Here is an 18,264-nt window from a genome sequence, read left to right as displayed (position 1 = left end):
ACCCGGCGCCCGCGCCGGCCCGGCCCCGGCCTCCGCGCCGGCCCGGCCCCGGCCCCCGCGCCACCCCGGCCCGCCGACCCCTCCGGTCGGCGGGCCGCGGCACGCCCGGCACGCCCGGGACGCCCCCCGCAACCGACTACGCTCGGTGTCTATGTCACGCATCGACGGCCGCACCCCCGACCAGCTCCGCCCCGTCACCATCGAACGGGGCTGGAGCAAGCACGCCGAAGGCTCCGTCCTCATCTCCTACGGCGACACCAAGGTGCTGTGCACCGCCAGCGTCACCGAGGGCGTCCCCCGCTGGCGCAAGGGCAGCGGCGAAGGCTGGGTCACCGCCGAGTACTCCATGCTCCCGCGCGCCACCAACACCCGCGGCGACCGCGAATCCGTCAAGGGCCGCCTCGGCGGACGCACCCACGAGATCAGCCGCCTCATCGGCCGCTCGCTGCGCGCCGTCGTCGACCACCGCGCCCTCGCCGAGAACACCATCGTCCTCGACTGCGACGTCCTCCAGGCCGACGGCGGCACCCGCACCGCCGCCATCACCGGCGCCTACGTCGCCCTCGTCGACGCCGTCGGCTGGGCCCGCGAGCGCAAGCTCCTCCGCGCCAAGGGCAAGCCGATCACCGGCGGGGTCAGCGCCGTCAGCGTCGGCATCATCGACGGCACCCCCATGCTCGACCTCCGCTACGAGGAGGACGTCCGCGCCGAGACCGACATGAACATCGTCTGCACCTCCGACGGCCGCTTCGTCGAGGTCCAGGGCACCGCCGAAGGCGCCCCCTTCGACCGCGCCCTGCTCGACCAGCTGCTCGACCTCGGCACCCTCGGCTGCGCCGAGCTCGACGAGGTCCAGCGCAAGGTCCTCGGCGAGCTGGAGGGCTGACACCGCTACGCCCCGCATACCGGTTCCATTTCGGTTCCGCGAAATCCCCCGGGCTCCGGACCAGGCCGCTGTACACGCCGGGTCCGGAGCCCGTACGGTTCCCGCAGCACCCCGTTCCGGGAACCGCGCACCCCTCAGCGCGCGTCCTTCCCTTCCGGAGACCCGCGCACCCAGGAGGACCGGATGCCCCAGAGCATTGCCCGCCCCACCATGCTCGCCGTGGCCGGCCTGATCGCCATCCTCCCCCTCAGCGCGGTCAGTTGCTCCGCGGCCCAGAAGGCACTCGACTGCGGCAACACCGCCGTCAAGATCACCGGGGACATCAACGAGGTCAGCAACGCCTACAGCAACGCGAGCAACGACTCGGCCGCCGCCGGGCAGGCGCTGCAGAAGCTCAAGAACGACCTCGACCAGCTGGGCAAGAACTCCAAGGACACCGACGTCGTCCAGGCCATCAACGACCTCAACACCCAGGTCGACAAGGTCCAGCAGGCCGTCAACAACAAGCAGGTCCCGGACTTCAAGCCGCTCGGCAGCGCCGCCTCCAACCTCACCAAGGTCTGCACCGGCTGACTCGGCACCGGCTGACGAGGGCTCACGGGCCCTGTCCGTTTAGGGTGGATCCATGACCACCCGACTCATCCTCGCCACCCGCAACCAGCACAAGGTCGCCGAACTCCGCGACATCCTCGGCGACGCCGGCCTGGACGTCGAACTGGTCGGCGCCGACGCCTATCCGGAGATCCCCGACGTCCCCGAGACCGGCATCACCTTCGCCGAGAACGCCCTGCTCAAGGCGCACGCCCTGGCCCGCGCCACCGGCCTGCCCGCCGTCGCCGACGACTCCGGTCTCTGCGTCGACGTCCTGGGCGGTGCCCCCGGCATCCTCTCCGCCCGCTGGTCCGGCAAGCACGGCGACGACCGCGCCAACCTCGACCTGCTGCTCGCCCAGCTCTCCGACATCGCCCCCGAGCACCGCGGCGCCCACTTCTTCTGCGCCGCCGCCCTCGCCCTGCCGGACGGCACCGAGCGCGTCGTCGAGGGCCGCCTGCTGGGCACCCTGCGAACCGCCCCGGCGGGCGACGGCGGCTTCGGCTACGACCCGATCCTCCAGCCCCTCGGCGAGACCCGCACCTGCGCCGAGCTCACCCCGGCGGAGAAGAACGCCATCAGCCACCGCGGCCAGGCCTTCCGCGCCCTCGCCCCGGTCGTGAAGGACCTGATCGGCTGATCCGGAACACCGCGAACGACGAAGGCCCGCCCCGAAGATCGATTCGGGGCGGGCCTTCGATTTGAAGCCGATACCTGGTGCGGCCGAAGGGATTCGAACCCTCAAGCCCTCACGGGCCAACGGACCTAAACCGTCTGCGTCGCCTCTGCGCCACGGCCGCCTGTCCTGCTGGCCATCATGGTACTGGGCTCGCGGAACCGTCGGCACCTTCCGATCGGCCTGTTACGGCCGGGCGCTCTTCCGTCGGCAGTACGTGGCAGTGATGGCGTGGCAGTTCGGACAGAGCAGTCGGAGGTTGTCCGGCCGATTGTCGGACCAGTCGCCGTTGATGTGGTCCACTTCCAAGGTCAACGGTCGCCCCCGCCACTCGGGGCCGGTGCCGCATCCCTCGCAGAGATCCGGTCGGCCGAGCTCGGCCAGTGCGGCGCGGATGCGGTGGCCGGGCAGGCGCTTCGCCTCCGAGGGGCGCTGGACCAGTATCTCGTTGGGCGAGAGCCGCCTGGTCGAGTGCTTGCCTCGATTGTGGGCCTGCCCGGTGAAGTGCGAGGTGTCGATGCCGAGCGCCTTGATCCGGCGTCCGATGTGGGCCTGGGTGCCACCGGCCTGCCGGAGCTGGAGGTGGCGGACGGCCCCGGCGACGCTGCAGGAGGCGTCGACCGCCTCCTGCAGCAGCTCCCGGGTGTAGATGCTGCCCCCGGGGCGGAAGTGCGAGGTGTCGACGGCGAACTCGGTCAGCTTGCGCCGCAGGTACTTGCGGCGGTCCTTGTTCGGCTCCCTGCCCAGCGCGACGAGCATCTCGTCGAGCGATGCGGCGGCCGCGGCCCTCTCCGCGAGCAGGTCACGGGTGTACTCGGCAGGCATGGTGCTCCCCCTTCGGGCTGGTGTGTGCCCGTCCCCCGTGTGTGCGAACGAGTGCGGGGGTGATCCGTTACGGGGTGCCTCCGGCGGGGTGCTGCGGGGGATGTGCCGGGGGTCGCTCCAGGGGGTGGAGGGGCGGTGGGGCGGGTGGGGGTGGTGGGGTTCGGGTGACGGGTGGAGGGGGGTCGTTCGACCGGCGGGGTTGGGGATTTGATTACCAATTGGTACAGACCTATTGACCTATGTGGTTCAGACCACATAGCTTCGGCGCCAATCTGCTTTCCCCCACGTGCGTGCTCCCCCACAGGCACGCGCCGACACTCTGCCCGGAGGACCGAGTGTTGATCCGATCCACGGCGGAGCGGCGTCCCACCGCTGCCCGTCGGTCCAAGAGCCCGGCGGCCCGCGCCGGCCTGGCCTCGCTGGCTGCGGCCACGATGGCCGGCCTGCTGATGGCCACGCTGGGCGCGGCGCCCTCCCAGGCGTCCGCCACCGTCGACAACGCCGCCTGTCGTCCCGACGGCCTCTACGCCACACCCGGTGTCGACGTCCCGTACTGCAGCGTCTACGACACCAACGGCCGCGAGAAGATGGGCGCCGATCACCAGCGCCGCATCATCGGCTACTTCACCGGCTGGCGCAGCGGCAAGGACGGCACGCCGCCGTACCTGGTCAGCGACATCCCGTGGGACAAGGTCACCCACCTCAACTACGCCTTCGGTCACGTCGGTTCGGACAACAAGCTGTCCGTCGGTACCGACAACGACAAGAACGAGGCCACCGGCATCTCGTTCCCCGGTGTGCCCGGCGCGGAGCTCGACCCTTCGCTGCCGTACAAGGGGAACTTCAACCTGCTGGCCAAGTACAAGAAGCAGTACCCGAACGTCAAGACCCTCATCTCGGTGGGTGGTTGGACGGAGACGGGTGGCTTCTTCGGTGACGACGGCAAGCGCGTCAACAGCGGCGGCTTCTACTCGATGACCGTCAACCCGGACGGCAGCGTCAACCAGGCGGGCATCGACACCTTCGCCGCCTCGGCCGTCGACTTCATCAAGAAGTACGGGTTCAACGGCGTCGACGTCGACTACGAGTACCCGACCTCGATGAAGGACGCGGGCAACCCGCTGGACTGGCAGCTCGCCAACAGCAAGCGCGGCTCGCTGGCCAAGGGCTACGCCGCCCTGATGAAGACCCTGCGGGAGAAGCTGGACCGGGCGGGTGCCGCCGACGGCAAGCACTACCTGCTCTCGGTCGCGGCCCCGTCGTCCGGCTACCTGCTGCGCGGCATGGAGACCTTCCAGGTGGCGCAGTACCTGGACTACGTCAACATCATGTCGTACGACCTGCACGGCGCCTGGAACAAGTACGTCGGCCCGAACGCCTCGCTGTTCGACGACGGCAAGGACGGCGAGCTGGCGGCGGCCAATGTCTACGGCACCGGCCAGTACGGCGGGATCGGGTATCTCAACGCGGACTGGTCGTACCACTACTTCCGCGGTTCGATGCCGGGCGGCCGGGTCAATGTCGGCCTGCCGTACTACACCCGCGGTTTCAAGAACGTCCAGGGCGGCACCAACGGCCTCTGGGGTACCGCCGCAGCGACGACCTGCCCGGTCGGCGCCGGCCTGACCTCCTGCGGTGACGGCGCGGTCGGTATCGACAACATCTGGAACGACAAGGACGACGCGGGCAAGGAGTCCCCGGCCGGGTCGAACCCGATGTGGCACGCGAAGAACCTGGAGAAGGGCATCCTGCCCGACTACCTGTCCAAGTACGGGGTCAAGGACACCGCGCTGCAGGGCAGCTACGTGCGCAACTACAGCTCCTCGCTGGTCGCGTCGTGGCTGTGGAACGACAGCAAGAAGGTCTTCCTGTCGACCGAGGACGAGCAGTCGGTCGCGGCCAAGGCCGACTACATCGTCAACCAGGGCGCCGGTGGCGCGATGATCTGGGAGCTCGCGGGCGACTACAAGTGGGACGCGGCCGCGAACGGCGGCAAGGGCCAGTACGTGCCCGGCAACACGCTGACCTCGCTGATGTACGACAAGTTCAAGGCGGCCTCGCCGTACGGGGCGATCCGTTCGACGACGGCGCTGCCGCAGCAGACGCTGCCGGTCGACGTGTCGTTCACCAACTTCGCCCTGGGCGACTCGAACTACCCGATCAACCCGAAGATCCACATCGTCAACAACTCGACGCTGACCCTGCCGGGCGGCACCGAGTTCCAGTTCGACTACGGCAACTCGGCCCCGGGCAACGCCAAGGACCAGTCGGGCTTCGGTCTGACGGTGATCAAGCAGGACCACACCGGTCCGAACGTGGGCGGTCTGAAGGGCAACTACAACCGGGTGTCGGTCAAGCTGCCGGGCTGGCAGTCGCTCGCCCCGGGGGCCTCGGTCGACCTGGACTTCGTCTACTACCTGCCTGTGTCGATGCCGTCCAACTGGACGGTCAACGTGGCGGGCACGCTGTACGGGCTCAAGGGCGACCTGACCCGCGGCGCGGTGGACGGCGGTACGACCCCGCCGACCACTCCGCCCACGACCCCGCCGACGACGCCTCCCACGACGCCGCCGACCACCCCGCCCACCACTCCGCCGACGACGCCTCCCACGACGCCGCCGACCACCCCGCCCACCACGCCTCCCACCACGCCGCCGACGACTCCGCCGGCCGGTTGCGCCGGTGCGCCGAGCTGGGACGCGGGCACCACCTATGCCAGCACGACCAAGGTCTCCTGGAAGGGCCACTACTACCAGAACAAGTGGTGGACCAAGGGCGACGACCCGAGCGCCAGCGGCGCCTGGGGTGTCTGGAGCGACCTCGGCGCCTGCTGATGACAGCGGACGCCTGAGGTGAGAGACGGCGGTGGCGGTGCACCCGGTCGGGGGGTGCGCCGCCACCGCTGCGTCGTCCGGGCGGCGGCCGTCCGGGCTCGTCGTCCTCCGGGGGAAGCCCCCGTCGGGTCAGGCCGCCTCGACCTCGAGGTCGCGCAGCAGCTTGGCCACGTGGCCGGTCGCCTTCACGTTGTAGAGCGCGTGCTCGACCTTGCCCTGCTCGTCCACGATCACGGTCGACCGGATCACGCCGGTGACGGTCTTGCCGTAGAGCTTCTTCTCGCCGAACGCGCCATAGGCCTCCAGCACCTTCTTCTCCGGGTCGGAGAGCAGGGTGACCTTGAGGTCCTCGGCCTCGCGGAACTTGCCGAGCTTCTCCGGCTTGTCCGGCGAGATGCCGATGACGTCGTAGCCGGCGCCGGCGAAGACCTCGAGGTTGTCGGTGAAGTCGCAGGCCTGCTTGGTGCAGCCGGGGGTGAGCGCGGCCGGGTAGAAGTAGACGATCACCTTGCGGCCGAGGTGTCCGGCCAGGGACACGTCGTTGCCGTCGGCGTCGGGCAGGGTGAAGGCGGGCGCGGTGTCACCGGGCTGGAGACGCTCACTCACGGGGTTTCTCCTGGTGCTGGGCGGGCAGTCGTACCACGGCCAACTTACCCCTGATGGTGGGTGGGGCCGCGCGGGCCCGGGTGGCAGCTGACACACTGGGTCAGTCGCACAGGACAACATCAGTGAATGGGGTGGCCCGAGTGGGCGAGGCGAGTACTACGGACAAGTCGGCGCGGACGACCGCCCAGATCGAGGCGGACATCACCCGTACCCGCACCCAGCTGGCGGCGACCCTGGACGAGCTCGCCGTGCGGGTGCATCCGACCACCGTCACCGCCCAGGTCAAGGCGAAGGCCGTGGCCGCGGTCGAGGAGAAGGCGGGCCGGGCGTACGTGGCCGCGAGCGGGCTGGTCGAGCAGGCCCGGGCGCAGTTCGTGGACGAGAAGGGGCAGCCGCGCAAGGAGCGGATCGTTCCGGCCGCGCTGGTCGGGGTCGGCCTGGTGCTGCTGGTCGCCTCCGCGCGCAAGCGCCGCAAGGGCTGATCCGCGGCGGCACGTCCTGGGCCGGGCACCTGGTGCCCGGCCCGACGTCGTCCGGGGCGGGGCCGCGCGGCGGGGGGCCTTTCGTGGTGGGGCCGGGCTGGCGTCACGCGCGGCGCCCGGGGGCGGTACCTTCGGGATCGTGAGCACGAACGACGAACCCACCCAGCAGTCCCTCTCCGTCGAGGCCGACGAGCGGCGCCACGACCGGTTGGGCGAGAAGCTGCCGATCAAGATGCTGCACGACCGCGTGCTGGTGCGGACCGAGGGCGGGGAGGGCGAGCGCCGTTCCACCGGCGGCATCCTCATCCCGGCCACGGCCGAGATCTCCAAGCGCTGCGCCTGGGCCGCGGCGGTCGCCGTCGGCCAGAGCGTGCGCTCGGTGGAGCCCGGCGACCGGGTGCTCTACGACCCCGAGGACAAGCTGGAGGTCGAGGTCCGCGGCGCCACCTACGTGCTGCTGCGGGAGCGCGATCTGCACGCCGTGGCCGCGACGCGCTTCGGTGACACCGAGGGGTCGACCGGGCTGTACCTGTGAGCCGCTGAACGCGGGCTCCCGGCGGGCCGCCGTGCCGTGGGCGCGGCGGCCCGCCGCCGTTCCCCGGAGGGCCCGGGGGCCGGTGCGGCGCGGTGGTAGCGTCGCCGAGGGGGACGGGTCGCACCTCACGGCGTACACGGAGCAAGGGGACGGGTATGGGCGGGAACGGCTCTTCGGTCGACTTCGGCGGGACCGCCGCGGAGGTGCGGGGGCTGGACGGGGTGCGGTGGATCCACGGCTCGGAGTCGGCGAAGCACAACACCGATCCGGACATCCAGGTCCACCGGTACGACGAGCACACCGTGATCCTGCGGCAGAACATGGCGGTGAACTACGAGGCGCCGTTCCTGTTCCTGCTGTTCGGCAATGAGCGGGCGGTGCTGATCGACACCGGGGCCACCGCGTCGGCGGAGTTCTTCCCGCTGCGGGAGACCGTCGACGGGCTCCTCGGCGAGTGGCTGGAGCGCAATCCGCGGGACGGGTACGAGCTGCTGGTGCTGCACACCCACGCGCACGGGGACCACGTCGCTGGGGACGGGCAGTTCGAGGGGCGGCCGGACACCCGGCTGGTCCCGGCGGACAGGGCGACCGTGTGGGCGTTCCTCGGTTTCGACGCGGACCCGGACGCGGTGGCGCGGGTCGACCTCGGGGGCCGGGTGCTGGAGTGCCTGGCGACGCCGGGGCACCACGAGGCGGCGGTGACGTTCTTCGATCCGTGGAGCGGGTTCCTGCTCACCGGTGACACGGTCTATCCCGGGCGGCTCTACATCCAGGACTGGGCGGCGTTCGGGCGTTCGATCGGGCGGCTGGTGGAGTTCTGCGAGGGGCGGGCGGTCAGCCATGTGCTGGGCTGCCACATCGAGATGAGCGCGGAGCCGGGGGTGGACTACCCGATCCGGTCCACCTACCAGCCGTACGAGGTGCCGCTGCAGTTGACGGTCGGCCACCTGCGGGAGATCCGGGCGGCGATGGAGGAGATCGGCGGGGTGCCGGAGCGCCGGGTGTTCCCGCTGTTCATCCTCTCGCCCGACGACTGACCAGGGCGGTCCCGCCGGGCGCACCGGTGTGCCCCGGCGGGACGGCGGCCGGTCAGCGGCTGCAGTACAGACGGGCCTGGCCCAGGTACCAGCCGATCCCGTCCGGGGTCGCATTGGTGAGGCCGATGTTGCACTGGCTGCGCAGCCAGAACGCCGAGACGGCCTTGGTGTAGGCCACCTCGCCGGCGGCGACGATCGCCGAGTTCGGTGTGTGCCCGTAGGCGGTGCCGACGAAGACCGCGGTCTCGGTCCAGGCGGTGGTCCGGGCGGGGGCGGCCGGGGCGGCGAGGGCCGTGCCGGCTCCGCCGAGCAGGAGGGCGGGGACGGCGAGGGCTGCGGCGGCGCGCAGCCGTAGCGCGGAGGAACGGTTCATGAGGACTCCTCGGTGATGGCCTCACGGCCGGGGCGACGGCGGACGCTCGGGGCGGGTCCCAGTGTGGCCCGGGTGCGCGTGGTCCGGTCAAGACCGGTCCAGGCCAGTCGGAAGTCCTTTCCGGCAGTTGTCGGTGACGGACCGTAGGATCCGCGCATGGTGAGCACTGGGGCGGTTCGGGTCGGTGACGGGCAGCGGCGGGCGCGGCTGGGGCTGCGGCAGGTGCTGGCGCCGGCGGCGCGGGTGGTGCGGGTGGAGGAGACCGCGGACGCGGTGGTCGGGCTGCACGCCTCCGATCCGGCGACGGTGTACCTGTCGGCGTGCGCGCGGCTGCGGGAGCCGTCGGCGGGGGAGGTGGAGCGGGCGCTGTACGAGGACGTCTCGCTGGTGAAGCTGCTGTCGATGCGGCGGACGCTGTTCGCGGTGACGGAGGAGTTCGCGCCGTTCGTGAGTGCGGCGGCGGCCCGGCCGATCGCGGTGAAGGAGCGGGCGACGCTGCTGAAGCACCTGGGCGAGTTCGCCGAGGGGTGGAGCGGGGCGCGGTTGGCGGAGACCGAGCGGGCGGTGATGGCGGTGCTCGCGGCGCGCGGGGAGGCGACCACGGCCGAGCTGGGCGAGGAGGTGCCGGCGCTGCGGGAGACCATGCTGATGGCGGCGGGCAAGCCGTACGAGGCGAAGCAGAGTGTGGGGAGCCGGCTGTTGCGGCTGCTGGCCTCGGACGGGCATGTGCGGCGGTCGCGGTGGCGGCCGTCGGGGCGGAGGCGGAGCGGTTGGTGGGCTGGTTGGGGGAGGTGCGGGTGACGCCGAGGTTCCGGACGCCGTTGGAGCGCGAGTTGGTGGCCTGAGCCGCCCGTGGCCGGGCCGGGCCGCGGCGGGGTGGCTCAGCCGGGCGGCGGGGTGGCCGGGTCGGCCGTGGCCGGGGGCCTGCTGGTGCCCGGGGGCTTGGTGGCCCCGGTGGGTGGCGGTGCGGGGGAGCGGGTCGGTTCCGGGGTCCCGGTGGGGGAGGTGGTGCCCGGTTCGGTGGTGGGCCGGGTGCTGGTGGGCCGGGCGGTGGGGGAGGGCTGCGACTGGGTGGGTTCGGGCCGGGTGGGCGGCACCAGGGTGGGCGGTTCGGGCGTGACGATGGTGATGACCGGGTCCGGCAGGGTGGTGCCGGGTCCGGTGCTCGCGGTGGGCCGGCGGGGGGCGGTCGGGGCCGGGGCGGCGGGGACCGGTGCGCCGCCGGTGCCGCCCGTGCCGGTGCTTCCGGTGGTGCCACCCGCGGGGGGTGACGGGGCGGGGGTGGCGGACGGGGAGGCCGAGGTCGGCGCGGTGGTGCTCGGGCCGCCGACGACGGGCCACTTGGTGGCCTCGGTGGGCTGGAGCTCGAAGGACCGGACGACGGTGCCGTCCAGGACGTCGCCCATGTAGCTGGTCCAGATCCGGGTGGGGAAGGCGCCGCCGTTGATCCGGGCGTAGCCGGCGGTGCCGGCCAGCGGTTCCTTGGCGTGGGTCTTCGGGTTCTCCCGGAAGAGTCCGACGGTGGTGGCGAGTTCTGGGGTGTAGCCGGCGAACCAGGCGGAGAGGTTGGCGTCGGTGGTGCCGGTCTTGCCGGCGGCGGGGCGTCCGAGGTCGAGGGCGGCGGCGCCGGTGCCGCGCGGGCCGATGACGTCGCGCAGGACGTCGGTGACGGCGTCGGCGGTGCCCCGGTCGAGGGCGGTGGTGCTGGACTGCTCGGGCAGGTCCGGTACGTCGAGCTGTCCCGGGCCGGGGTTGACCCGCTCCAGTTTGGCGACCGACCAGGGCCGGTGCGCCTCGCCGTGGTTGGCCAGGGCGGCGTAGACGCCGGCCAGGTCGAGGGCGCTGGGGGTGGCTGTGCCGAGGGTCATCGAGGTGTTGGCCGGGTCCAGGCCGGGCACGTCGGCGGGGATGCCGAGCCGGACGGCGGTCTCCCGGACGTGGGCGAGGCCGGCGTCGACGCCCTCCTGCGCGTAGACCGAGTTGACGGACTTGACCATGGCCTGGCGCAGGGTGATGGAGCCGTAGTCGATGTCGTCCTCGTTGGGCGGCGCGTACGGGGTGGGGGCGTCGGTGACGGGGCGTTCGCTGGTGCCGTCGTAGTGGGTCTCGGTGCTGATCGGGAGGCCGTCGGAGCTGCTGCCCCGGTGGGAGCTGAGCCCGGCGGCGAGGTCGATCGGTTTGAAGGTGGAGCCGATCTGGTTGTCCTGGCGCAGCGCGTCGTTGTAGGGCTGTTTGGCGTAGTCGGGGCCGCCGTAGACGGCGACGACGCGGCCGGTGGCGGGTTCGACGGAGGCGCCGGCGACCCGGACGTCGGTGTCGGTGGCGGGCCGGGCGGCGGGGTCGAGCTCCTCGGTGAGGTCGTCGTGGACGGCGCGCGCGAAGGCGTCCTGCTTGTCCTGGTCGAAGGTGGTGGTGATGCGCCAGCCGCCGGCCCTGAGGGTGGCGGAGTCGAGGATGCGGTTGGTGACGAGGTAGTCGTCGGCGACGCCGACCAGGTAGCCGGCCTGGCCGGCCAGGCCGGTGGCGGGCTGCGGGTCGATCGGGTCGGGGAAGGCGGTGTCGGCGCGTTCGGTGGCGCTGATGAAGCCGAGCTGGACCATGCCGTCGAGGGTGTACTGCCAGCGGGCGAGGGCGCGTTCGCGGTTGGCGGGGGTGGCGGTCTTCACGTCGTAGGCGCTGGGGGCCTGGAGCAGGGCGGCGAGGTAGGCGCTCTGCGGGAGGGTGAGTTCGGAGACGTCGACGCCGTAGTAGGCGCGGGCGGCGCTCTGGATGCCGTAGGCGCCCCGGCCGAAGTAGCTGGTGTTGAGGTAGCCGGCGAGAATCTCGTTCTTGTCGCGCTGCTGGTCGACCTTGAGGGCGATCAGGAGTTCGCGGCCCTTGCGTTCGATGGTCCGGCTCTGGGTGAGGTAGTAGTTCTTGACGTACTGCTGGGTGATGGTGGAGCCGCCCTGCATGCCCTGGCCGGTCAGGGTGTTCCAGCCGGCCCGGACCATGCCCTTCAGGTCGATGCCGCGGTTCTGGTAGAAGGTGCGGTCCTCGGCGGAGACGACGGCCTGCCGGGTGCTGACGGGGATCCGTTCGATGTCGACGTCGGTGCGGTTGACGGCCCCGGTGCGGGCGATCTCGGTGACGCCGTCGGCGTAGAGGTAGACGTTGCTCTGGGCGACGGCCTGGGCGTTGGGGTCGGGCAGCGGGACGATGACGTAGAGCACGGCGAAGGCGCCGACGGCGGTCAGCAGGATGCCGAGGACGGCGCCGAGGCACATCCGCCAGGTGGGCAGCAGCCGCCGCCGGAGCGGCAGGGCGCGGCGCGCCTCGCGGCGGGCGGCCCGTCTGGCACGGCGGCCGGTGCTCAAGGTCATGCCGAGATTATGTGCTATTTGACCGTCGATCAGGTGGTGGAGCGGCGCCGGGCGGTCGGGGGAAAACCGGGTGCGCGGCGGGTTGCCCGGCGCTACGGTGAAAGGTGCGAACCACATAGCGCGGCCACTTCGGGCTCCGGCCCGTCGCAGCTCCCTCCGCCGGGCCCGGTACCCCCCGGGTGCTGCGGGCGGGGCGGGTCCGGCATGCGCTTCCGCGGCCAGGGGTCTCCCTGTGCCGCTCTTTGTCGACAAGGAGACAATATGCAGAACGCTGGGCTCCATCCTCCTGATCCCGTCGGCGACCCGCCCGCACCCCCGCGTCCGCCGCGTCCGGCCGACGCCCCGGGCAGCACCCCGGGGGGCGTAGCAGCGGACCTCTACCCGGCCCTGCGCCTCTACGCGGCCGTCGTCCGGGGCGCGTTCCGGCGCTTCTCCACCTACCGGGCCGCCAGCCTCGCCGGGGCCTTCACCAACACCGTCTTCGGCTTCATCCTCGCCTCCACCTTCCTCGCCCTCTGGCAGGCCCGCCCCGGACTCGGCGGCTACGACGAGGTCACCGCGGTCACCTACATCTGGGTCAGCCAGGGACTGCTGGTCACCGTCGCCGTCATGGGCGGCGGCTTCCAGGACGACGTCCAGGAACGCTTCCGCAGCGGTGACATCGCCGTCGACCTCTACCGCCCGGTGGACTTCCAGGGCTGGTGGCTGGCCACCGACCTCGGCCGGGCCGCCTTCCACCTGTTCGCCCGGGGCGTGCCGCCGATGCTGGTCGGCTCCCTGGTCTTCCGTGTCCGGTTTCCCGAACACCCGCTGACCTGGGTGTACTTCCTGCTCGCCACCCTGCTCGCGGTGGTGGTCAGCTTCGGGGTGCGCTTCCTGGTCTCGCTCACCGGCTTCTGGCTGCAGGACTCCGAGGGCGTGCGCTCGGTGACCCTGGTGGTGTCGATGTTCTTCTCCGGGATGCTGCTGCCGCTCGCGCTCTTCCCCGGCCTGCTCGGCGACCTCGCCCCGCTGCTGCCCTGGGCGGCCCTGGTCAAGGTGCCCACCGATGTCTTCCTGGAGCGCGTCACCGGCCCCGGCCTGCTCGGCGCGCTCGGCTTCCAGCTCGGCTGGGCCGTCGTCCTGCTCGCGGCCGGCCGGCTGGTCCAGCTGCTGGCGACCCGCAAGGTGGTGGTCCAGGGTGGCTGACCAGGCCGTCGTGACCCGGGCGCCGCTGCCCGCCGTCACCCGCGAGTCCCCGGCCGCCCGGGCGGCGTGGGCGGTGCGCTCCTGGTGGCTCGCCGCCGCCATGTGGACCAGGGCGATCATGTCCTACCGGGCGTCTTTCGTGATGATGCTCTGCGCCAACGTCGTGGTGACCTTCCTCGACTTCGTCGTGGTGATCCTGATGTTCCGCCACACCGACACGCTCGGCGGCTGGACCCTGCCCGAATTCGGCTTCCTCTACGGCACCTCGGCGCTGGCCCTCGGCCTGGCGAACCTCTTCGTCGGCTCCATCGACGCCCTGGGCGAGCGGATCCGCACCGGCACGCTGGACATCATGCTGGTCCGGCCCGCGCCCGCGCTCGCCCAGCTGTGCGCCGAGCGGTTCTCGCTGCGCCGGCTCGGCCGGCCCGCCCAGGCGGCGGCCGTGCTGGTCTGGTCGCTGACGGCGCTGGACGTCCACTGGACCTGGGACCGGGTGCTGCTCCTGCCGGTCCTGGTGGTCTGCGGCACGCTGATCTTCGCCGCGGTCTTCATCGGCTTCGCCAGCCTCCAGTTCTGGTGGGGCGAGGCCAAGGAGCTCCAGAACTCCTTCACCTACGGCGGCGCCACCGTGCTGCAGTACCCGCCGACCGTCTTCGCCAAGGAACTCGTCGCCGGCACCGTCTTCGGCGTGCCGCTGGCCTTCGTCAACTGGCTGCCGGCGCTGCGGATCCTCGACCGGCCCGACCCGCTGGGCCTGCCCACCGCCTTCCAGTACGCCTCGCCGCTCGCGGCCGCGTGCGCCCTGGCCGTCGCCGGCCTGGCCTGGCGCGCCGGGCTGCGCGCCTACCGCGGCGCCGGCGGCTGACCCCCTCCCCCGACACCTGAGGAAGCACCATGGCACTGATCGAACTCGACGACGTCCGCCGCACCTTCACCGTCCGCGCCAAGGCCGGCCGACTGCGGCGGGAGAAGCGCGAGGTGCGCGCCGTCGACGGGCTGACCTTCACCGTCGAGGCCGGCGAGTGCGTCGGCTACATCGGCCCCAACGGCGCCGGAAAGTCCACCACCATCAAGATGCTGACCGGCATCCTCGTCCCCACCGCCGGACGGCTCCGGGTCGCCGGGGTCGACCCGGCCCGCGAACGGGTCGCCCTGGCCCGCCGGATCGGCGTCGTCTTCGGGCAGCGCACCACGCTCTGGTGGGACCTCCCGCTGCGCGACTCCTACGAACTCGCCCGCAGGCTCTACCGGATCCCCGACCACCGATATCGCGCCAACCTGGACCGCTGCGTCGAACTGCTCGACCTCGGCGCGCTGCTCGACACACCCGTCCGCCAGCTCTCGCTCGGCCAGCGGATGCGCGGCGACCTCGCCGCCGCGCTGCTGCACGACCCGCGGGTGCTGTACCTGGACGAGCCGACCATCGGCCTGGACGTGGTCAGCAAGGCCAAGGTGCGGGACTTCCTGCGCGAGGTGAACCGGGACCTCGGCACCACGGTGCTGCTCACCACCCACGACCTCACCGACATCGAGCAGCTGTGCGACCGGGTCATGGTGATCGACCACGGCCGGGTGGTCCACGACGGCGGACTGGAGGCCCTGCACGCGGCGGGGGACAGCGAGCGGACCCTGGTCGTCGACCTGGCCGGGAGCCACCCGCCGATCGAGGTGCCCGGCGCCCGGGTGGTCCGGGTGGAGGGCCCGCGCCAGTGGCTGGCCTTCCCGGCGCAGGAGAGCGCGGCCCCGGTGGTGGCGGCCGTCGCCGCCCGCTATCCGCTGGTCGACCTGTCGGTGCGGGAGCCGGCGATCGAGGACGTGATCGCCCGGATGTACGCCGAGGTCGCGATCGGCTGAGCGACCGGCTGGGCGTCCGTCTGGGCGTCCGGCTTGGCGTCCGGCCGGGGGTCCGGCCGGGGGTCCGGCCGGGGGTGTGTCGGGCGACCGGCCGAGCGTCCGCCGGGCGGGCGGGGCCGTCGCTCCGGGGGAGCAGGTGTTCAGCGCCCGGCCGGGCGTTCGGCCAGCCTCGCTCGTGCGGGTGGTGGACGTGACCCCACGGCGTGCCGCCGAGTTGACCTTGTATCGCCCGGCGACGCGCCGCCCGCCCCGTTCCGCGGACGGCGCGTCGCCGGGCGGCGACCGCTCGGCGACCCGCGCACCGGAGGGCAGCGCCCGATGACCGTACCCGACGTGACCGTGGTGATCGCGGTCTACAACACCATGCCGTACCTGACCGCCTGTCTGGACTCCCTGGTCCGGCAGACCGTCGGGCACGCGCGCATGGAGGTGGTCGCGGTCGACGACGGCTCCACGGACGGCTGCGGCGAACTGCTCGACACCTACGCGGCCCGGCACCCCGGGCTGTTCCAGGTCGTCCACCAGGCCAACTCCGGCGGCCCGGCCGCGCCGACCAACCGGGGACTGGCCCTCGCCCGCGGCCGCTACGTGCTCTTCCTCGGCGCCGACGACTGGCTCGGCGACGAGGCCCTGGCACGGATGGTCGCCTCCGCCGACGAGTGGCGGTCCGACGTCCTGATCCCCAAGCAGGTCGGGGTGAACGGGCGGCTGGTGCCGCAGGGCATCTTCGACGCCACCGCCGCCTCGGTCGGCTTCGAGGACTCCGCGCTGGCCTGGGCGCTCGCCGACACCAAGCTGTTCCGGCTCGACCTGATCAGGCGGCACAACCTGGCGCGCAAGGAGGAGCTGAAGGTCTACTCCGACCAGCCCTTCACCCTCGCCGCCTGCCTGCGGGCCCGCCGGATCTCCGTCCTCGCCGACTACGACCACTACTTCCTGGTCCTGCGCGAGGACCGGGGCAACGTCACCCAGCGGGCCGGCGCGCTGGACCGGGTCCGCGGGGTCGCGGCCGTGCAGTGGGTGGCCGCCGAACTGGCCGCGCCCGGCGGGCAGCTGGACGCCATCAGGGCCCGGCACTTCGGCTGGGAGGTGCCGCAGCTGCTCCAGGAGGGCCTGCTCGCCCTCGACGCCGGGCTGCGGGACCAGGTCTGCGACGGGGTCGGCGAGCTCGTCCGGCAGTTCGGCGCCCGCGAGGTGTACCACCGGCTCGCGGTGCCCGACCGGGTCCGGCTGGAGCTGGCCGCCACCGGGCGGTACCGGGAGCTGCGCGAGCTGATCGCGTACGAGGCGGAGCACGGCGCACCGCCGGAGGTGTCGGAGACCGGGGCGGACGGGGTCCGGCGGCGGTACGCGGCCTACCCGGTGTTCCGGGACGGCGCGGTGGGGTTGGCGGACGAGCTGTTCCTGCTCGGGGAGGAGCCGGTGGAGGAGCGGGCGGAGGCGCCGGTGGACCTTGAGGCGGGCAGGGAGACCGGGCCGCCGCCGCCCACGCTGGTGCAGCAGCTCTGGCGCGGCGCGGTGCCCGCCCAGGTGCGCCGCCGGCTGCGGAGCTACCCGGCCTGGCGCCGGCTCGCCGCCGCGGTGGCCGCCGACGGCCGGAACGGGGGACGGCGATGAGCCGGCCGGAACGGGGGACGGCGCCGGGCCCGCTCGACATCTGCGTGGTGGGCCTGGGCAAGCTCGGTCTGCCGCTCGCCGTCCAGTTCGCCGCCAAGGGCCACCGGGTGACCGGCGCCGACGTCGCCCCGACGGTGGTCGAGGCGGTCAACCAGGGCCGGCCGCCGTTCCCCCGCGAGGCCGGGCTGGACGAGGCGCTCAAACGGGTGGTCGCCGAGGGCCGGCTGCGCGCCACCACCGACACCTCGGCCGCCGTCGCCGGGGCCGAGGCGGTCGTCCTGGTCGTCCCGCTGGTCACCGCCGTCGACGGCACGCCCGACTTCACCCTGCTCGACGCCGCCACCGACGCGGTCGCGGCCGGGCTGCGCCGGGGCACGCTGGTCAGCTACGAGACCACCCTGCCGGTGGGCGTCACCCGGGGCCGCTGGGCGCCGCGCCTGGCGGCCGGCTCCGGGCTGACCGAGGGCCGGGACTTCGCGCTGGTCTTCAGCCCGGAGCGGGTCCGCACCGGCCGGGTCTTCGCCGACCTGCGCCGCTACCCCAAGCTGGTGGGCGGAACCGACCCGGCCGCCACCCGGCGCGGCGCCGAGTTCTACCGGGCGGTGCTGGACTTCGACCCGCGCCCCGAGCTGGCGGCGCAGGGCCGGCCGAACGGCGTCTGGGAGCTGGAGTCCGCCGAGGCGGCGGAGTTCGCCAAGCTCGCCGAGACCACCTACCGGGACGTCAACATCGCCCTGGCCAACCAGTTCGCCCGGTACGCGGACCGGATCGGGGTGGACTTCGCCGCCGTCGCCGACGCCTGCAACTCGCAGCCGTTCAGTCATCTGCACCGGCCGGGCATCGCGGTCGGCGGGCACTGCATCCCGGTCTACCCGCGGCTCTACCTGTGGAACGACCCCTCGGCGACGGTGGTCCGGGCGGCCCGGGCGGCCAACCTGGAGATGCCGGGCTACGCGGTCGGGGTGCTGGACGGCGCGCTGGAGGGCGGGATCGCCGGGCAGGGCGTGCTGGTGCTCGGCGCCGCGTACCGGGGCGGGGTCAAGGAGACCGCCTACTCGGGGGTGTTCCCTCTGGTGGAGGCGTTGCGGGCGGCGGGTGCCCGGCCGTACGTGGCCGACCCGCTGTACCCGGCGGGGGAACTGACGGCGCTGGGCCTGCCCGCGCACGGGGGCGAGCCGGTGGCCGCGGCGGTGCTGCAGGCGGACCACCCGGAGTACCGGGAGCTGGCCCCGTCCGACCTGCCGGGCGTCAGGGTCCTGCTGGACGGCCGGCGGTGCACCGATCCCGACCGCTGGGCGGGCGTGGCGGGGGTGCGCCGGATCGTGCTCGGGGGCGCCTGAGGCCGGGTGCCCGCCCTGAGGGCCTGCCCGGAGCGGGCGCGGTGGCGGCCGCAGGGGC

General features: G+C 72.9%; 17 protein-coding genes and 1 tRNA gene. 13 read left to right on the top strand and 5 right to left on the bottom strand.

The features are described from left to right. Window positions 1-151 precede the first annotated feature (151 nt). The 3 genes from rph to rdgB all read left to right on the top strand — a co-directional run bounded on the left by rph (window position 152) and on the right by rdgB (window position 2,117). The gene (gene rph / locus OG715_RS16915; RefSeq protein WP_266269626.1) at window positions 152-886 is read left to right on the top strand and encodes a ribonuclease PH; all 735 of its coding nucleotides are present in this window, start codon (window positions 152-154) and stop codon (window positions 884-886) included. 183 nt (window positions 887-1,069) lie between these two features. Beyond that, complete coding sequence (locus tag OG715_RS16910) at window positions 1,070-1,459, top strand: hypothetical protein (RefSeq protein WP_266269624.1); 390 nt, start codon at window positions 1,070-1,072, stop codon at window positions 1,457-1,459. A 52-nt stretch (window positions 1,460-1,511) separates the two neighbouring features. Next, entirely contained in the window at window positions 1,512-2,117 is a 606-nt protein-coding gene (rdgB, locus tag OG715_RS16905) for an RdgB/HAM1 family non-canonical purine NTP pyrophosphatase (protein ID WP_045938651.1), read from the top strand. 75 nt (window positions 2,118-2,192) lie between these two features. On the opposite strand, the gene OG715_RS16900 is transcribed toward rdgB, so the two are convergent. After that, a tRNA-Leu gene (locus OG715_RS16900) sits at window positions 2,193-2,277 on the bottom strand. A 62-nt stretch (window positions 2,278-2,339) separates the two neighbouring features. Beyond that, complete coding sequence (locus tag OG715_RS16895; RefSeq protein ID WP_266269623.1) at window positions 2,340-2,978, bottom strand: HNH endonuclease signature motif containing protein; 639 nt, start codon at window positions 2,976-2,978, stop codon at window positions 2,340-2,342. Between the two features lie 434 nt (window positions 2,979-3,412). Here OG715_RS16895 and OG715_RS16890 point away from each other — a divergent pair, with 434 nt between their 5' ends. Then, a complete protein-coding gene (locus tag OG715_RS16890) occupies window positions 3,413-5,812 on the top strand; it encodes a chitinase C-terminal domain-containing protein (RefSeq protein ID WP_266271705.1) in 2,400 nt (799 codons plus the stop codon). Between the two features lie 129 nt (window positions 5,813-5,941). Here the strand turns inward: OG715_RS16890 and bcp are convergent, their stop codons facing one another. Continuing rightward, window positions 5,942-6,418, bottom strand: a complete 477-nt coding sequence (gene bcp / locus OG715_RS16885; RefSeq protein WP_266269622.1) for a thioredoxin-dependent thiol peroxidase — start codon at window positions 6,416-6,418, stop codon at window positions 5,942-5,944. 140 nt (window positions 6,419-6,558) lie between these two features. Between bcp and OG715_RS16880 the strand changes: the two genes are divergently transcribed. From OG715_RS16880 to OG715_RS16870, 3 genes are all read left to right on the top strand, one after another. Next, on the top strand, window positions 6,559-6,900 hold the full coding sequence (locus tag OG715_RS16880) for a DUF3618 domain-containing protein (protein ID WP_266269621.1): 342 nt from the start codon (window positions 6,559-6,561) through the stop codon (window positions 6,898-6,900). A 232-nt stretch (window positions 6,901-7,132) separates the two neighbouring features. Then, entirely contained in the window at window positions 7,133-7,435 is a 303-nt protein-coding gene (locus OG715_RS16875) for a GroES family chaperonin (RefSeq protein WP_266271704.1), read from the top strand. Between the two features lie 155 nt (window positions 7,436-7,590). Beyond that, entirely contained in the window at window positions 7,591-8,472 is an 882-nt protein-coding gene (locus OG715_RS16870) for an MBL fold metallo-hydrolase (protein ID WP_266269620.1), read from the top strand. A gap of 52 nt (window positions 8,473-8,524) precedes the next feature. Here the strand turns inward: OG715_RS16870 and OG715_RS16865 are convergent, their stop codons facing one another. Then, window positions 8,525-8,845, bottom strand: coding sequence for a hypothetical protein (locus OG715_RS16865; RefSeq protein ID WP_266269619.1), 321 nt, complete (start codon window positions 8,843-8,845; stop codon window positions 8,525-8,527). A 156-nt stretch (window positions 8,846-9,001) separates the two neighbouring features. Between OG715_RS16865 and OG715_RS16860 the strand changes: the two genes are divergently transcribed. Continuing rightward, window positions 9,002-9,646 (top strand): DNA glycosylase AlkZ-like family protein, encoded by a 645-nt coding sequence (locus tag OG715_RS16860; protein WP_266269618.1) that lies wholly within the window; start codon window positions 9,002-9,004, stop codon window positions 9,644-9,646. 80 nt (window positions 9,647-9,726) lie between these two features. Here the strand turns inward: OG715_RS16860 and OG715_RS16855 are convergent, their stop codons facing one another. Next, on the bottom strand, window positions 9,727-12,207 hold the full coding sequence (locus OG715_RS16855) for a transglycosylase domain-containing protein (protein WP_266269617.1): 2,481 nt from the start codon (window positions 12,205-12,207) through the stop codon (window positions 9,727-9,729). Between the two features lie 387 nt (window positions 12,208-12,594). Here OG715_RS16855 and OG715_RS16850 point away from each other — a divergent pair, with 387 nt between their 5' ends. The 5 genes from OG715_RS16850 to OG715_RS16830 all read left to right on the top strand — a co-directional run bounded on the left by OG715_RS16850 (window position 12,595) and on the right by OG715_RS16830 (window position 18,206). Then, window positions 12,595-13,395, top strand: coding sequence for an ABC transporter permease (locus OG715_RS16850; RefSeq protein WP_266271703.1), 801 nt, complete (start codon window positions 12,595-12,597; stop codon window positions 13,393-13,395). After that, window positions 13,388-14,260 carry an ABC transporter permease gene (locus OG715_RS16845; protein WP_323182131.1) on the top strand — a complete coding sequence of 291 codons (873 nt, stop codon included), beginning with the start codon at window positions 13,388-13,390 and terminating at the stop codon, window positions 14,258-14,260. Before OG715_RS16850 ends, OG715_RS16845 begins: the two co-directional genes overlap by 8 nt. A gap of 29 nt (window positions 14,261-14,289) precedes the next feature. Then, entirely contained in the window at window positions 14,290-15,249 is a 960-nt protein-coding gene (locus OG715_RS16840) for an ABC transporter ATP-binding protein (RefSeq protein WP_266269616.1), read from the top strand. Window positions 15,250-15,567: 318 nt separating this feature from the next. Next, window positions 15,568-16,866: a glycosyltransferase family 2 protein gene (locus tag OG715_RS16835; RefSeq protein WP_266269615.1), complete on the top strand. Its 1,299-nt coding sequence runs from the start codon at window positions 15,568-15,570 to the stop codon at window positions 16,864-16,866. Beyond that, entirely contained in the window at window positions 16,863-18,206 is a 1,344-nt protein-coding gene (locus OG715_RS16830; protein WP_266269614.1) for a nucleotide sugar dehydrogenase, read from the top strand. The genes OG715_RS16835 and OG715_RS16830 overlap by 4 nt, the downstream gene beginning before the upstream one ends. Window positions 18,207-18,264: the final 58 nt, after the last annotated feature.

It is taken from the genome of Kitasatospora purpeofusca (assembly GCF_036010405.1).
GTDB lineage: Bacteria > Actinomycetota > Actinomycetes > Streptomycetales > Streptomycetaceae > Kitasatospora > Kitasatospora purpeofusca.
The sequence above is the reverse complement of the archived record's forward strand: the minus strand, read 5'-3'. Positions and strand labels throughout refer to the sequence as shown.

Coding starts and splice junctions, on each gene's coding strand:
- OG715_RS16875 (WP_266271704.1), top strand. CDS start 7,133: ATGCTGCACGACCGCGTGCTGGTGCGGACCGAGGGCGGGGAGGGCGAG.
- OG715_RS16835 (WP_266269615.1), top strand. CDS start 15,568: ATGACCGTACCCGACGTGACCGTGGTGATCGCGGTCTACAACACCATG.
- OG715_RS16855 (WP_266269617.1), bottom strand. CDS start 12,207: ATGACCTTGAGCACCGGCCGCCGTGCCAGACGGGCCGCCCGCCGCGAG.
- OG715_RS16910 (WP_266269624.1), top strand. CDS start 1,070: ATGCCCCAGAGCATTGCCCGCCCCACCATGCTCGCCGTGGCCGGCCTG.
- OG715_RS16840 (WP_266269616.1), top strand. CDS start 14,290: ATGGCACTGATCGAACTCGACGACGTCCGCCGCACCTTCACCGTCCGC.
- rdgB (WP_045938651.1), top strand. CDS start 1,512: ATGACCACCCGACTCATCCTCGCCACCCGCAACCAGCACAAGGTCGCC.
- OG715_RS16890 (WP_266271705.1), top strand. CDS start 3,413: ATGGCCGGCCTGCTGATGGCCACGCTGGGCGCGGCGCCCTCCCAGGCG.
- rph (WP_266269626.1), top strand. CDS start 152: ATGTCACGCATCGACGGCCGCACCCCCGACCAGCTCCGCCCCGTCACC.
- OG715_RS16860 (WP_266269618.1), top strand. CDS start 9,002: ATGGTGAGCACTGGGGCGGTTCGGGTCGGTGACGGGCAGCGGCGGGCG.
- OG715_RS16830 (WP_266269614.1), top strand. CDS start 16,863: ATGAGCCGGCCGGAACGGGGGACGGCGCCGGGCCCGCTCGACATCTGC.
- OG715_RS16865 (WP_266269619.1), bottom strand. CDS start 8,845: ATGAACCGTTCCTCCGCGCTACGGCTGCGCGCCGCCGCAGCCCTCGCC.
- OG715_RS16870 (WP_266269620.1), top strand. CDS start 7,591: ATGGGCGGGAACGGCTCTTCGGTCGACTTCGGCGGGACCGCCGCGGAG.
- OG715_RS16895 (WP_266269623.1), bottom strand. CDS start 2,978: ATGCCTGCCGAGTACACCCGTGACCTGCTCGCGGAGAGGGCCGCGGCC.